This window comes from Virgibacillus alimentarius, assembly GCF_017874635.1.
In the GTDB taxonomy this organism is placed as follows: domain Bacteria; phylum Bacillota; class Bacilli; order Bacillales; family Amphibacillaceae; genus Virgibacillus_B; species Virgibacillus_B alimentarius.
This window is the reverse complement of sequence record NZ_JAGIKX010000010.1, coordinates 51,425-66,762: the sequence shown is the minus strand read 5'-3', so window position 1 is coordinate 66,762 and position 15,338 is coordinate 51,425. Positions and strand designations below refer to the sequence as shown.

Annotated in this window: 13 protein-coding genes, 6 tRNA genes and 2 pseudogenes; 15 read left to right on the top strand and 6 right to left on the bottom strand. The window is 37.6% G+C overall.

The window, feature by feature from the left end; translation table 11 throughout:
• The 5 genes and pseudogenes from J2Z81_RS16270 to fabI all read right to left on the bottom strand — a co-directional run.
• Positions 1-1,331: pseudogene (locus J2Z81_RS16270) on the bottom strand (IS21/IS408/IS1162 family transposase); the annotation flags it as partial.
• Between the two features lie 60 nt (positions 1,332-1,391).
• On the bottom strand, positions 1,392-1,826 hold the full coding sequence (locus tag J2Z81_RS07640) for an IS3 family transposase (protein ID WP_051681515.1): 435 nt from the start codon (positions 1,824-1,826) through the stop codon (positions 1,392-1,394).
• A gap of 12 nt (positions 1,827-1,838) precedes the next feature.
• Positions 1,839-2,063 (bottom strand): annotated as a pseudogene (locus J2Z81_RS16190) (helix-turn-helix domain-containing protein); the annotation flags it as partial.
• A gap of 12 nt (positions 2,064-2,075) precedes the next feature.
• The gene (locus J2Z81_RS07630; RefSeq protein ID WP_156947750.1) at positions 2,076-2,525 is read right to left on the bottom strand and encodes a helix-turn-helix domain-containing protein; all 450 of its coding nucleotides are present in this window, start codon (positions 2,523-2,525) and stop codon (positions 2,076-2,078) included.
• A gap of 112 nt (positions 2,526-2,637) precedes the next feature.
• A complete protein-coding gene (gene fabI, locus J2Z81_RS07625) occupies positions 2,638-3,414 on the bottom strand; it encodes an enoyl-ACP reductase FabI (RefSeq protein WP_029270947.1) in 777 nt (258 codons plus the stop codon).
• A gap of 301 nt (positions 3,415-3,715) precedes the next feature.
• Between fabI and J2Z81_RS07620 the strand changes: the two genes are divergently transcribed.
• The 11 genes from J2Z81_RS07620 (at position 3,716) to rocF (ending at position 10,432) form a co-directional block, all read left to right on the top strand.
• A tRNA-Glu gene (locus J2Z81_RS07620) sits at positions 3,716-3,790 on the top strand.
• Between the two features lie 82 nt (positions 3,791-3,872).
• A tRNA-Val gene (locus J2Z81_RS07615) sits at positions 3,873-3,948 on the top strand.
• 138 nt (positions 3,949-4,086) lie between these two features.
• Positions 4,087-4,162 (top strand) — tRNA-Thr (locus J2Z81_RS07610).
• 56 nt (positions 4,163-4,218) lie between these two features.
• A tRNA-Tyr gene (locus tag J2Z81_RS07605) sits at positions 4,219-4,303 on the top strand.
• A 17-nt stretch (positions 4,304-4,320) separates the two neighbouring features.
• Positions 4,321-4,395 (top strand) — tRNA-Gln (locus J2Z81_RS07600).
• Positions 4,396-4,691: 296 nt separating this feature from the next.
• Positions 4,692-4,767 (top strand) — tRNA-Lys (locus J2Z81_RS07595).
• A 237-nt stretch (positions 4,768-5,004) separates the two neighbouring features.
• Entirely contained in the window at positions 5,005-6,294 is a 1,290-nt protein-coding gene (locus J2Z81_RS07590) for a hydroxymethylglutaryl-CoA reductase, degradative (RefSeq protein ID WP_029269470.1), read from the top strand.
• Entirely contained in the window at positions 6,291-7,259 is a 969-nt protein-coding gene (mvk, locus tag J2Z81_RS07585) for a mevalonate kinase (protein WP_226371051.1), read from the top strand. The genes J2Z81_RS07590 and mvk overlap by 4 nt, the downstream gene beginning before the upstream one ends.
• A 41-nt stretch (positions 7,260-7,300) precedes the next feature.
• The gene (mvaD, locus tag J2Z81_RS07580; RefSeq protein WP_226371050.1) at positions 7,301-8,275 is read left to right on the top strand and encodes a diphosphomevalonate decarboxylase; all 975 of its coding nucleotides are present in this window, start codon (positions 7,301-7,303) and stop codon (positions 8,273-8,275) included.
• Between the two features lie 13 nt (positions 8,276-8,288).
• Entirely contained in the window at positions 8,289-9,398 is a 1,110-nt protein-coding gene (locus J2Z81_RS07575) for a phosphomevalonate kinase (protein WP_226371049.1), read from the top strand.
• Positions 9,399-9,529: 131 nt separating this feature from the next.
• A complete protein-coding gene (rocF, locus tag J2Z81_RS07570) occupies positions 9,530-10,432 on the top strand; it encodes an arginase (protein ID WP_029269478.1) in 903 nt (300 codons plus the stop codon).
• Between the two features lie 54 nt (positions 10,433-10,486).
• Here the strand turns inward: rocF and J2Z81_RS07565 are convergent, their stop codons facing one another.
• Entirely contained in the window at positions 10,487-10,651 is a 165-nt protein-coding gene (locus tag J2Z81_RS07565) for an aspartyl-phosphate phosphatase Spo0E family protein (RefSeq protein ID WP_084179223.1), read from the bottom strand.
• A gap of 223 nt (positions 10,652-10,874) precedes the next feature.
• Here J2Z81_RS07565 and cdaA point away from each other — a divergent pair, with 223 nt between their 5' ends.
• From cdaA to J2Z81_RS07545, 4 genes are all read left to right on the top strand, one after another.
• Positions 10,875-11,696: a diadenylate cyclase CdaA gene (gene cdaA / locus J2Z81_RS07560; RefSeq protein WP_029269480.1), complete on the top strand. Its 822-nt coding sequence runs from the start codon at positions 10,875-10,877 to the stop codon at positions 11,694-11,696.
• Positions 11,689-13,131 carry a CdaR family protein gene (locus J2Z81_RS07555; protein ID WP_226371048.1) on the top strand — a complete coding sequence of 481 codons (1,443 nt, stop codon included), beginning with the start codon at positions 11,689-11,691 and terminating at the stop codon, positions 13,129-13,131. Before cdaA ends, J2Z81_RS07555 begins: the two co-directional genes overlap by 8 nt.
• Before the next feature lie 101 nt (positions 13,132-13,232).
• On the top strand, positions 13,233-14,579 hold the full coding sequence (glmM, locus tag J2Z81_RS07550; RefSeq protein WP_226371047.1) for a phosphoglucosamine mutase: 1,347 nt from the start codon (positions 13,233-13,235) through the stop codon (positions 14,577-14,579).
• Between the two features lie 65 nt (positions 14,580-14,644).
• On the top strand, positions 14,645-15,322 hold the full coding sequence (locus J2Z81_RS07545) for a response regulator transcription factor (RefSeq protein WP_029269486.1): 678 nt from the start codon (positions 14,645-14,647) through the stop codon (positions 15,320-15,322).
• Positions 15,323-15,338 lie beyond the last annotated feature (16 nt).

Below are 15,338 nucleotides of genomic sequence, written 5' to 3'. Positions count from 1 at the left end.
GCATAAAAATAAAATTCTTTCTGTCGAAACATGATCTGGACGTATTGTTTTAAGTTGCTCAACGACGCTTATCACTTCATCAATATTGTTATTCGATTGTATATAAAAGAGTAATTCTAGAAATTCCTTTTCTTTTCCTATATAATGTTCGTAGTAGATATTTTTTATTTTGGTTGGTGCTTGCCTCAAACATTCACTTTGGGCGATAGCACCTTTTTTTCTTTCGAATGTTTTAAATAATGGTTGATATCCATATTCCACTGATGTAGTCCCCAACATCTTTCATGAACAGCGATTAATTCTCCTTCCACAAATAATTTAATTTTCTTTGCACCTACTTTGGCCTTAATGTACTTCCCAACGTGTCCCTCCGGGACAGAATAATGATTTTGTTTAAAAACAATTGTACTATATTTGTTCACTCGCACTTCTATCATATCCGATGGATTAAAGGATGAAATAGCTGGTTTAGAGTGTGCTGCTTCTTGCTTCAACAATTCATGATGTGACACTTTATGTTCGTGATAGATTCTTTTATTTAACTTTTCTAACGTTGATTCTAAATGCATACTTGCTCTTGTAAGCTTTGAAAAGAATAAACTGCTGAAAATGCTTTTCTACGAATGAAATCAACGCTTCTTTCCACATGCCCTTTTTCATTTCCTTTTCGTGGTTGGCACAATCGAATGTTAAACTCATAATAGTTTGATAAATGAACCATACTGTCTGTTATTGTTCTTTCTGTGCCTACAAATTGCTTTACTACTGTTCTCATATTGTCATATGTAAATACCCTTGGTATAAAACCAGTATGGTTAATAAAATCAACATGAACATCTAGCACACAAACCATAGATTGAGATTCATAGATTCTCGCGAATCGATAGTTGCTATAGGGTAAAGTGAAAATCGCTAAATAATATACTTTTAATTTTTGATGTTTCTTTGTTCACAAAATTTCGTTCCGTTGTATAGCTAATCTTGTGTCCGTCATCTAATAACTTTTCATGCATATCCGTCATTTTCATTTGCTGCTTTGACATATAATGCTCTTTTTTCCACTGGTTTTCTTTAATATAGCTTCTCAATTTAGCTTTTATTTCTTCAGTTAATGCCTTTTGTTTTCCATTTCTTTTTTTATAAGTTGGAGGTCGAAGTACCTCCTCTGTAATCGGTAAATCCTGCACATCTTCTTGTCTACTCTGTTTAAACTGCTTAATATATTTGCGCACTGTATTTCTTGTTTTCTTTGTTCGCTTTGCAATTTTTCGTTCACTTAGACCTTCTAAATATAATTGGATTATTTTTTGCTTTATCTTCAAAGTGATCACTCCAGCTCCTCCTTAGCGACAGTTATGCTAAGGATATTTTCTACTGAAGTGGTTCAGTTTTCAAGTGCGATGGTGGTTCAGTTTTAGACTACCATATACAATGGCGCTTAAATAAGCTTTCTTAGAGGTACTATATTTGAATTCAGTGACATCCGTGACCCATTTTTCATTTGGTTTTTCAGCTGTAAATTTACGATTCAATATATTCTCCGCAACATTCATTAGTCTATAAATACGTTTATGATTAAAATTCTGGCCAAACTTTCGATTGATGTTTAATTTCATTCGACGGTAACCATAGATACCCTCAACTTTCTCATGGAGAATTTTCATTTCCCTTATGATTTCTTCATTTTGAAGTTCTCGAGAGGATGGTATACGTTTTAACCATTTATAGTAAGCAGCTCGCGAAATACCTGCAATATCGCATAGTAAAACAATACTTAATTCTTCACTTTCATGAAGTTCTTTAAATTGCGATATATTTATCTTCAAATCTAACTTGGCTTATTTTCGCCTCCTTTCGATCCCCTCTAACTTTTTTAAGAAAGCATTCTCTGCACGTAAACGTTCGTTCTCATTTTCGATTCGATGCATTTCTAACTTCATTTTTTCTTCGGAAGTTAACTCATCTTGACTTTTAGAACGTCCTCTTCTATCCTGTAACGCATCCCATCCACCATCTTCGTGTTTACGTACCCATTGATATGCTTGTTGGTAAGATACCTGATGTTTATCCGCAGTTTATTGATAATCCTTCCCATTCGCTAAAGCATCTTGTACAATCTCAATTCGTTCTTTCCAAGTCGTTTTTCTCCCTTTAGTCATAGAGCTCGTCCTTCCCTTTGTCGTATCTTTTAATTCTCTATGACCATTATACTGCTTTATCCATTTTCGGAGTACTGATGTGCTAGAAATTTCATACTTGCGAATGACCTCACGTTGAGAATGCTCCCCTGATATATAATCTTCTACAGCTACTTGTTTTAAATCTTTAGAATATGACTTCAATGTCCTTGAGCCCTCCAATCCTTTGAGACCATATTTCTCATGTTTCTCAGCCCAATCATACAGAGTTACATCCGCAATTCCGTATTTTGAACATAATTCTATTAAGGTATAATTTTCATTCTTATATGCCTTTAACACTTCATACTTAAATTTACTAGAGTTAAATTTATATTTATTGGACATAAAAAACTCCCCTTAAGGTGAAAACAGATTTTTATTTTTTAATCTGTCTACCTTAAGGGGAGCATATCATTAGATCCACGCTCTTTTTGTTTACCCGGCGGCAAAACGGTGCTTAACTGCCAATAATGTGGTAACCAGAGTCAACATGTAATACTTCACCTGTTATTCCTCTTGCTAACTCACTTACTAGGAATAATGTGGCGTCCCCAACTTGATCTTGATCTACATTGCGACGTAAAGGGGCTTTTTCCTCGATGATGGAAGTCTTTTCATTAAATCCTGATACTCCTTTAGCAGACAATGTACGTATCGGTCCAGCAGAGATAGCATTTACACGGATGCCATATTTACCCATATCTTCAGCTAAATACCGGACACTAGCTTCGAGTGAAGCTTTGGCAACTCCCATGACATTATAATTTGGTATAACTTGTTCTGAACCGATATAGGTTTGTGTTACGATACTTCCGCCCTCTGTCATTAACGCTTTTGCTTGCTTAGTGACAGCTACTAGGGAATAAGCGCTAATGTTTTGCGCTAGTAAAAATCCATCCCTAGATGTATCCGCGTACTCGCCTTGTAATTCTTCTCTTTTAGCAAATGCGACGGAATGAACGAGGCCATGAATGACATTAACTTTGTCTTCTATTTCTTTAAACGCTACCTTAATGCTTTCATCGCTTTCGACATCGCAAGATACAGTTAACTTTGGTGTAATATTATTTTTTTCAAGTAACCTTACTAATTTTTGGTAAGATCGCTCTTGTCTATAAGTAAAGATGAGATTCGCACCTGCATTATGTAATGATTTTGTTATTCCCCATGCAATGCTTCTCTCATTTGCAACACCCATGACAACAATATTTTTTCCTTCTAATAAACTTGACATGTGGCACCTCCAAAATATTTTATATTTCCTATTATAACTTAATTTATTTCCTTAAAGAAGCATATACAATCTTACTATATAGAAAAAACTGTGTATCATAAGCGTACTGTTTATCATGAAAAGTTACTGTTATTATAGCCTTTTTGCCCTGAAATCATGATAGAAAAAAATTTTTATAAAAAAATGCATTTTACTCTTTACAAAAATATTTAATCTGTATATAATAAGATTCGTTGGTTTACGACAAACATTTTAAAAAAGATATATGAGCTGTTTTTTGTTCTTATACTATTTAGTGCTAGGCCCGTTGGTCAAGCGGTTAAGACACCGCCCTTTCACGGCGGTAACACGGGTTCGAATCCCGTACGGGTCACCAATTGTTTATAAAAAAAGCTATTTCGAAGTGGATGGTTTTAAATTTATCTTACTGAAATAAGCATATTAGATTTTATGCTGTGGGAGGATTAGCTCAGCTGGGAGAGCACTTGCCTTACAAGCAAGGGGTCGCAGGTTCGAGCCCTGCATCCTCCACCATTTCAAATTATTGCATTTTGAGTGTTTTTCATTTATAGTATAAAAGGAAGTCTTCGGACACACATATTATCTCTGCCAAGTTAGAAAATGCAGGGATCGTTATGATTTAAAATCTTATCATTTAATAAATGTAAAAATGCCGGTCTAGCTCAATTGGCAGAGCAACTGACTTGTAATCAGTAGGTTGGGGGTTCAAGTCCTCTGGCCGGCACCATTTCAATTAAAATGTATCATTTATATGTATAATAAATGTACTAAAGGCAAGAATATGGAGGGGTAGCGAAGTGGCTAAACGCGGCGGACTGTAAATCCGCTCCCTCTGGGTTCGGCAGTTCGAATCTGCCCCCCTCCACCATATATTTATACGATTGTTGGGCTGTAGCCAAGCGGTAAGGCATCGGGTTTTGATCCCGTGTAGCCTAGGTTCGAATCCTAGCAGCCCAGCCATTTTTTTGTTTTTAGAGCAATTTTTGAATTGAAAATTAATATAATCTAGGTTATTCTACATAAAAAATGACTTTCGAAAAAAGTCAGCAGATGCAGGGTCACCAATGATAAACGCTCATACAAAATAAGAAAACTACAATACAGGAGCCATTAGCTCAGTCGGTAGAGCAACGAGCAAAGCTCCCACCGAATCAGCTGCGAGTAACCCCGAAGCACCTAACCTCCTTGAATAAGCTGGAAGATGCAGGGGTCGCCAATGATAAACGCTCATACAAAATAAGAAAACTACAATACAGGAGCCATTAGCTCAGTCGGTAGAGCATCTGACTTTTAATCAGAGGGTCGGAGGTTCGAATCCTCCATGGCTCACCACTTAAAATGATAAAAATGTTAAGGTTATACATCATACATAAAATAAAGTACATGAACAAACAAGGTCGCTATGATTGTAGTCAACCTTGTTTATTTGCATTTTGTACTCTTTTTTAACATAATAGATACAAAAATTATAAAACATGTTATAATTACTATTTGAGAAAAATAAAAGTGAAGGCTTTATATAGATATTTTAGATGTAAATAATTATGGACTTCAAAAGGATGAGGTAGCGTGAGAACTTCTAGAATTCCAGGTTTTTATAATATGACAGTTGAAGAGCGCAGAGCATTAGTGGCAAAAATGTATGGTCTTTCTGGGGAAGAAAAGAATGATTTATTTTCTGCGGAACCGCTGCCAGTCGGTACTGCGGATAAAATGATAGAAAATGTTGTGGGTTCCTTTCCCCTTCCACTCGGATTAGGGTTGAATTTTTTAATTAATGGGAAGGAATATGCGATCCCAATGGCTATTGAAGAACCTTCTGTTGTTGCCTCTGCAAGTTATATTGCAAAAATTGTTAGGGAAGCTGGGGGCTTTACGACAGAGGCTACAGATAGATTGATGATTGGCCAGATTCAAGTTGTAGGGTGTCCTGATATTTATGCTGCAAAGGACGCTATCTTGAAAGAAAAACAAGCTTTGATTGAAGATGCAAATGCTGCCTACCCAAGTATGGTTGCAAGAGGTGGCGGAGCAGAAGATTTAGAAGTTCGTATTCTAAATGAAGAATCCGGATCCGCCTTTAGCCAAATGCTTGTCTTACATTTATATGTGAATACATGCGACGCAATGGGTGCGAATATAATAAACACAATGGTAGAATCATTAGCTCCAATTGTAGAACAGCTAACAGATGGGAAAGTTTATTTACGTATTCTTTCCAATTATGCTGATCGTTGTTTAGCCCGTGCACGTTGTGTGATTCCTCCTGAATTATTAGCAGATGAAAACTATACTGGTGAAGAAGTTCGCGATGGAGTTGTACATGCATATGAGTTTGCTGCCTCTGATCCATATCGAGCAGTGACGCATAATAAAGGTATAATGAATGGAATAGATCCAGTTGTTATTGCTACAGGGAACGACTGGCGCGCAGTTGAAGCTGGCGCACATGCATATGCAGTCCGTCATGGTTCATACGGTTCCATGACAACATGGTATGTGGATCATGAGGGGAATTTGGTCGGCGAATTAGAATTGCCTATGTCCGTTGGTACTGTTGGCGGTTCGATAAACGTCCACCCAATTTCGAAATTAGCGCATAAAATTTTAGGCGTGGAATCGGCGCAAGAACTTGCTCAAATTATTGTATCGGTTGGATTGGCACAAAATCTTGGGGCATTAAAAGCATTAGTAACTGATGGGATCCAAAAAGGGCATATGGCACTACATTCTCGTTCTGTTGCAATTGCAGCAGGGGCTACTGGGGAGATGATCGATATTATTGCTGAGAAATTAGTCGATGTAAAAGAAATTCGTGTCGGAAAAGCAAAAGAATTGGTGGAAGAGTATATAAAATGAGTGCAGAAAAGGCAACAACCTCAGAACAAATAGCTATCGGCATAGCTCATAGTAAATTAATATTAATTGGCGAACATGCAGTTGTCCATGGGCAGCCTGCAATTGCAATTCCTTTTCCATTAGTTGGTGTGGAATCCGTTATTGAATATGTCCCTGGTTCTGTAAAAATTGACAGTTCGTTTTATCATGGTCCAATTGATTCAGCCCCAGAATCACTAGAAGGCATTGTCAATTGTATTAAAAGCACCTTAAAGTATCTTAATATGCCCTGTGAGGATTTATTAGTTCAAATACAATCATCGATACCCCCTGGTAAGGGCCTTGGTTCCAGTGCATCCGTTGCAGTCGCGGTGGTTAGATCCTTGTTTGCTTATGCTAACGTATCCTATACAGAAGAAGAGTTACTCTATTTCGCAAATATTTCTGAGACCTATGCACATGGAGCACCAAGTGGCATTGATTCATTAACTATCATGTCACAATCACCAGTGTGGTATGAGAAAGATCGCTCCATCGAATTTATCAATCTTAGCGACGATTTTCACTTTATTGTAGCTGACTCCGGAAGAGTAGGAGATACACGTTTAGCAGTTGAATCCGTAACAGAGCTGCTTAAAGCTGCTCCTAAAATCATTCAGTCCAAACTGGATCGCATCGGGGAATTAACACACCAGGCAAAGCATGCTTTGGAAAAGGCTGGTAAACAAATATTGGGCAAGATGTTAGACGAGGCACAAAAAGAATTAGAGGCGCTCGGTGTAAGTGATGCGGGATTAAACAAATTGATCTACTTTGCCCGTCAAGAAGGAGCTTTAGGTGCAAAACTTACTGGCGGAGGAAATGGTGGTTGTATTATTGCACTAGCAAAAAATGAAGTGCATTCAAGACAGCTTTCTGAAAAGTTAAGACGATTTGGTGCACATGCTGTGTGGCCATTTGTTTTACGGAAAAAGGATCAATCATAAATACCTTTGATTCAGGGAGAAGAAAAGGAGATATATCTATCATGAAGGCGACAGCTAAAGCACATACGAATATTGCCTTAATCAAATATTGGGGAAAACGGGATGAGTCATTCATATTGCCAACGAATAATAGCTTATCTCTAACATTGGATGGTTTTAGTACAACTACTTCTGTTGAATTTCGGGAAGATTTATCAGAGGATATATTTACTTTAGATGATAAGCGTATTACAGGGGTAGAGTACGATCGTGTTCGAAGCTTTCTGGATTTAATTAGGAATTTAAGTGATAAAACGCTATACGCTGATGTTCATTCGATTAATGATGTGCCAACGGCTGCAGGTTTTGCCTCCTCTGCTTCTGGTTTTGCTGCTCTTGCAGGAGCTGCAACCCGGGCAATGGGATTGCAACTAAGCGATTATGAACTTTCACGGATAACAAGACAAGGTTCTGGCTCAGCTTGCCGTTCGATTTATGGCGGATTTGCTGAGTGGCAGCAAGGCGTAAAAACAGATGGATCTGACTCATATGCTGTCCCAATAGCTCCCGTTGAACATTGGGATATTCGGGTTGCTGCGGTTGTTTTGTCGGCTGATATGAAGAAGGTTTCAAGCCGGGAAGGTATGAGAAGAACGGTAGATACCTCTGCATTTTTTCAGAGCTGGGTTGATAGTATTCCTAATGATTTAGAACAGATAAAGCAAGGGATTCAGGAACGTGATTTTGAAAAGGTAGGTCAGATAGCAGAAGCAAACTGTCTAAGAATGCATGCAACAACGCTTGGGGCAAATCCGCCATTTACGTATTGGGCCGATACAACAATGACTGTCATGCAGGCTGTGCAAAGCTTGCGAGAAGGTGGCATTTCGGCTTATTTTACGATTGATGCCGGACCAAATGTAAAAGTGCTTTATTTACCGGAAAATGAAGAAAAAATTAAAACAGCACTAATGCATGTACCTGGTGTAACAGATGTTATTCTAAGTCGTGCGGGTCAGGGAATATCCTATAAATAGGGGTTGAAACGCTTTGTCCAAGACATCATTGACCATAAAGGTTCCTGGTAAACTAATGATCGCTGGTGAGTTTGCTGTACTTGAGCCTCACCATAAGTTAGTCGTCATGGCGGTTAACCGCTTTGTATATGCCACAATTGAGGAAAGCCATGAAAACTTCTTAACCTTAGAGAATTTTAATCTTAATCATATTACTTGGGACTATGAAAATAGTAATATTAACGTTCATGCAAACGATGATCGTATCCGTTTTGCGAAAGATGCGATGACTATTGCTTTAAATTTTTTAGAAGAAAATAGTATTACTACGGGAGGTTTCTCGTTAAAAGTAAAAAGTGAACTTGATGACATATCTGGAGTGAAATATGGCTTAGGTTCAAGTGCTGCTGTAGTCACTTCGATCATTGCTGCGATATTGAAAAAATATTTACCAAACCCATCCGCATCTCTCATTTTCAAGCTTGCGGCTATTTCGCATGTAAAAACGCAAGGTAATGGATCTGGTGCTGATGTTGCGGCCTCATCCTATGGTGGAATGCTAAAGTACGCCTCCTTTCAAGCTGAGTGGTTAAAGGAGATGTATAGGAATGCTAACTCTTTAATGGAATTACTAGAAGAAAATTGGTCTTATCTATCCGTTCATCCAGTTAGTCTACCTGAAAATGTACATATTTGTATAGGGTGGACAGGTAATCCAGCCTCTACTGCTAAGCTAGTTGATAAAGTTTTAAAGCTTAAACAAAATAATACATCTCAATTTGGGCAGTTTCTTGATGATAGTGCGAAAGCTGTTACTCATTTTTATCAAGGGATGCAACAAAACGATATAGATCTTCTATTAAGTGGAGTAAAGAAAAACAGACAGGCTTTATCTACTGTAGGAAATAATACTAACGTCGATATAGAAACTCCATTATTAGGTAAACTATGTGATTTAGCTGAACAGTTCGGTGGTGCTGGTAAACCATCAGGAGCTGGTGGCGGTGATTGTGGTATTGCATTTATGCCGTCAAAGGAAAAAGCAAAAGATCTGTTCCGTGCATGGGAAGCGGCGGGGATTAAACCGCTGGATATTGAACTATACGGTACTGGAGCTTCGACAATTTCATCATCTTATCACTGATAATAAAGCAGGATGACTCATGGGGTGATCCTGCTTTTAAATCTAGAAGTTTGTATAATTATGCATTTTTGTGCTTGGTTGAGTCATTGATCTGTTTTTGGATAAAATGAAAAGCAGAGGGAGGGACTGTCATGAATGAAAATATTTCAATTATCGGTGTCCCAATGGATTTAGGCCAATGTCGGCGAGGTGTTGATATGGGACCAAGCGCAATTAGATATGCAGGTGTTATTGAAAGACTCGAGCAATTAAAATACGATATTGATGATTTAGGTGACATCTCGATTTCGCGCCCCGACAGGAAACAAAGGGAACAAAAAAATAAGCTGCGAAATTTACCACAGGTGGCAGAAGCAAATGAAGAACTGGGAAAAATGGTTGATGAAGAAATAAAGAAACAGCGCTTTCCTTTAATTTTAGGTGGCGATCATAGTATAGCGATCGGAAGTCTGGCTGGGATTTCTAAACACTATGAAAATTTAGGAGTTATTTGGTATGATGCACATGGTGATTTGAATTCTGATAAGACGTCACCATCGGGCAACATTCATGGAATGCCATTAGCTGCTAATCTAGGTGTTGGTATCGAAAGATTGACACATATTTTAGGGTACTCACCTAAGATTAAGCCAGAGAATGTCGTAATAATTGGTGCGCGCTGTCTGGACCCGGGTGAGAAGGATTATATTCGTGACCTGGGAATAAAAGTATATACGATGCATGAAATTGATTTAATGGGGCTGCCAAAAGTAATGGCTGAGACAATTGATTATTTGGAGGCGCGTACAGATGGATTGCATCTTAGCCTTGATTTAGATGGTTTGGATCCGTCAGAAGCCCCAGGTGTAGGAACGCCAGTTATTGGCGGACTTACCTATCGTGAAAGCCATTTAGCAATGGAGATGCTTGCTGAATCAAATCTTTTAACATCAGCGGAATTTGTTGAAGTTAATCCAATTCTGGATGATAAAAATAAAACGGCATCAGTAGCTGTCGGGTTAATAGGATCTTTATTCGGCGAAAAATTAAAATAGAAAAGTAAAAAAGACATTAAGTTTCTTTATCTAATGTGAAATTTAATGTCTTTTTTATTTATTTATGCATATTTCATTTTGATATTCATTTATTAAATCATCCAACCTCATGCTGATCTTCACAACGATGTCAGAAGTTAGAGGATGAATATTGCTAAGTGATATCATTTCTTCCCGACAATGTTCAATTTCCTTTAATAATCCAGAATTTTTTCTCATTCATATAAACCTCCATTCCAATAATCTATAATATAAAATCCCACAGCTAAATGCAAGTTAAACTTTGTTACAAATTTTGTGATTTCAATGCCAGGGGGGTTACACTAACAAATCAAAGAAATGAAAATATTTATGGACTAACATGAAATGTGGTATAATATATACTGTTAGACGTCTTTAAATAGATTTTTATAGAAATTCACGTGTAAAAGGGTGTGGGAACATGCTTGATGGGGGATTTGATCTTTTAGATGTAGTAAGAATAGGCGTAGATATAGCTCTCGTCTGGTATGTTTTATATAAATTATTAATGTGGATTCGTGGTACGAAAGCGATACAGCTCCTGAAAGGGATTATCATTGTACTGGCTGTAAGAATGTTTAGTATTGTGTTTGACTTACAAACAATACAATGGATTACATATCAAGCAATTTTATGGGGTTTTCTCGTCATCATTATACTATTCCAGCCTGAATTAAGACGAGCATTAGAACAATTAGGAAGGGGAAGCCTTTTCTCAAGAAGTACAAAATCAGAGGAAGAAATTTTGGCAAAAACAATCGATTCACTTATTGAATCGTGCAATTATATGGCAAAACGTCGTATTGGTGCACTCATTACAATCGAAAGGGAAACTGGGATGGGAGAATATGCAGAAACAGGTATTCCGATAAACGGAAAGCTAACCCATCAGTTATTAACGAATATATTTACACCGAATACACCGTTGCATGATGGAGCTGTTATTCTAAGCGGCGAAGAAATAGTCGCAGCTGCTTGTTACCTGCCATTATCAGAAAACCCCTTTATATCGAAAGAATTGGGTACGCGACATAGAGCTGCAATGGGAGTTAGTGAAGTTACTGACGCAATTACAATTGTTGTTTCAGAAGAGACAGGAAATATAACATGTACAAGAAATGGTGAAATGCATAGAGATTTTAATCAAAGCGATTTACGAGCATTTTTGCAAGAAAATTTAACTTTAAACTTAAAAACCCCTGAAACAAAAACAAGGAATTGGAGGGGGAAGAAGAATGGATAAGTGGTTTAAAAGTAAATGGTTTGTACGTGTGCTCTCTTTGGCATTTGCGATTATGCTTTATGTTTTTGTTAATGTAGAAGCGAATACCACACAGTCTGATTCAAGATTTACTCCCAGTTCAAATGACGAAACGGAAACCGTAGAAGATGTTCCAGTAGATATACGTATCGACGATGAACGCTATGTTGTAAGTGGAGTTCCTGAACATGTATCCGTTTCTTTGGAAGGGATAAACAGTATACTGACACCAACTGTCAGGCAGCGAAACTTTAATGTTTTTGTAGACCTTGAGGGCCTAGGTGAGGGTAAACATACGGTAGAAATTGAGCATGAAAATATACCTAAAGGTCTCTCTGCTTATATTGAGCCCAAAACAGTTGATGTAACGATTGAAGAGCGAGAGACGAAAGAATTTAGTGTTTTTGCGGAGTTTATGAATAAAGAACAACTCCCAGAAGGATATGAGCTTGGCGAACCAGAAGTAGATCCTGGCCAAGTAACCATAACAAGTTCAAAAAGTGTAATTGATCAAATAGCGATGGTTAAAGTGTATATCGATGTTGCAGATGTAACAGAACCCATTAATAAGCGAGAGATTCCTATCAATGTGTATGATAGCCAGGGAAATACACTAAATGTGCATGTAGAGCCAGAAAATATCCTTGTTTCTGTGGATGTGCATAATCCAAGTAAGACTGTATCTATTGATGTTCCAACAAAGGGAAAGCTGCCAGATGATTATGAGCTTGTTTCTCTATCACCTAATAAAGAGGAAGTAACGATATACGGAACAAATGATGTGTTAGCTGAAATTGATAATATATCTACGGAGGATATTGACTTATCAGAAATAAATAAATCAGAGACGATTAATACAAATCTAAAAGTTCCAGAAGGTGCAAGAATAGATGATGATAAGATAAAGGTTAAGGTTAACATTGAAGAAACGAAAGAGGAAGAAGCTGATTCAGCAAGCACTAAAGACGATGAAGATACGAAAAAAAAAACAGATAAACAAGAGTCTGAATCAAAGTCTAAATCAAAGTCTGAATCAGAAATGGAATCAAAAAACCTGAAAGAATCAAATGAATCAACAGAGTCATCGGGCTCATCAGATGAAGAAGAAAAAACGGATGAACTTAAATCTTCAGATAAAACTTTAGAGAATATACCTATTGAAATTCTAAACCAAGATGATGAACAAGAAATAGTTTTCGTTGATCCAAGCAATGCAGTGGTGGATATCACTGTAGAAGGCGATGAAAAGGAAATAAAAGAATTAAAAGAAGAAGATTTCAGTGCTTTTATAGATGTGGATGGTTTAGAAGAAGGAGAGCATGAAATTCCGATAACCATTGAAGGGTCAAGTGATATTCATGCAAGCAGTAGTTTAAAAGATGTCACGATCGAAGTCAATTCTTTAGCAAATGAATAGAATAACACCAGTAAATATACATGTAAGTATGTAAAAACGGCATTTAAATTAATGATATTGTTCTCCCTGCATCTTTTAAGGGGGTAAAGGAGAGGTACAACATGGGAATATATTTTGGAACAGACGGTGTAAGAGGGGTTGCCAATGGTGAATTAACACCAGAATTGGCATTTAGACTCGGGAGATTTGGCGGATATGTTTTAACAAAAGAAATTAAGAGCCCAAAAATCCTTATAGGCCGTGATACACGAATTTCAGGCTATATGCTCGAGGGTGCCCTCATTGCAGGTCTATTATCAATCGGCGCGGAGGTAATGCGTTTAGGTGTTGTGTCAACACCAGGAGTTGCTTATCTTACGAAGGCAAATAGCGCAGAGGCTGGAATCATGATATCAGCTTCTCATAATCCTGTCGAAGATAATGGGATTAAATTTTTCGGCCCCGATGGTTTTAAATTAACCAGTGACCAAGAAGAAGAAATCGAACGTTTAATGGAGGGCGAGGATAACTTACCGCGTCCTATAGGAGCAGATATAGGGGTCGTAAACGATTATTTTGAAAGCGGGCAAAAATATCTTTCTTTTCTAAAAGAAACGATTGATAATGATTTTGAAGGTATGCAAATTGCTATAGACTGTGCACATGGTGCAACATCTAGTTTAGCAACCCATCTGTTCGCAGATTTGGAGGCGGATATTTATTCCATTGGTTCCTCTCCAAACGGACTAAATATCAATGATGGAGTAGGATCCACACATCCGGAAAAGCTTCAGGAGTTTGTTAAAGAAAAAAAGGCTGATATCGGGCTTGCCTTTGATGGAGATGGTGATCGATTAATTGCTGTAGATGAGAACGGCAGCATTGTCGATGGTGACAAGATCATGTTTATTTGTGCAAAATATATGAATGAAAAAGGTTTTTTGCGTCATAATACCGTTGTATCAACTGTTATGAGTAACCTAGGCTTTTATAAAGCACTTGAAGAGAATGGAATGCGTAGTGATAAAACGGATGTTGGTGATCGTTATGTGATGGAGGAAATGCGGCGAGGCGGCTATAATTTAGGCGGAGAACAATCAGGACATATTATTTTCCTTGATTATAATACTACAGGGGATGGAATGTTATCAGCGATTCAGCTGTTGAATGTGTTGAAGGAAACAGGAAAGCCCCTATCAGAGCTTGCTAATGAAATGACTATTTTCCCACAAGTATTAAAAAACGTAAGAGTCATCGATAAGCAAAAAGCATTAATTAATCCAACCATTCTAGAGACAATTCAGGAAGTTGAAACAGAAATGGGAGAAGAGGGACGTGTCCTTGTTCGACCATCGGGTACCGAACCACTTGTTCGAGTAATGGTAGAAGCCCCGACAGAGGAAGCCTGTGAAAAATATGCGAATCGAGTTGTAACGGTCATTGAAGAATTACTGGGAATGAATAATTAATTGTAAAGCTGCAATCTCTAAAAGGGAAAGCAGCTTTTTCTATCCTATTTGAGGGAGGCATAATGATGATAAATATATTAGTTGTGGATGATGATCCGCATATACGTGAATTATTACGCTTTTACTTGCAAAAGGAACACTATCAACCAATTGAAGCAGTGGACGGTCAAGATGCTCTGAAACGTCTCGAAGAAAACCAAATCCATTTAGCAATTGTGGACATTATGATGCCTAATATAGACGGATATCAATTGTGTAAAGAAATTCGTGCATATTATGATATTCCCGTTCTTATGCTTACAGCGAAAGGAGAAATTATAGATAAGGAAAAAGCCTTTTTAGCAGGTACGGACGATTACCTTGTGAAGCCATTTGAACCAAAGGAAGTTTTATTCCGGATCAAGGCACTACTTCGTCGTTTTCAGATGATTAATGAAGAGAAAATCCATGTGGGTGAAATAACGATTAATCGCAAGAATTATGAAGTCGCTATTGGTGACAAAACAATTATTTTACCTTTGAAAGAATTTGAACTTCTGGCACAATTAGCTAGTTATCCAGATCGTATTTTCTCTCGTGAACAGTTAATTGACTTCGTTTGGGGGAATGACTTTATTGGTAATGACCGAACGGTTGACGTACATATTAAACGTCTCAGAGAGCGATTTTCTCCCGAGCAGAGCAAATTCTCTATCCAGACGGTACGCGGATTGGGGTACAAGTTGGAGGAAGTTAAGGAATAGGTACCACCTCACCTAT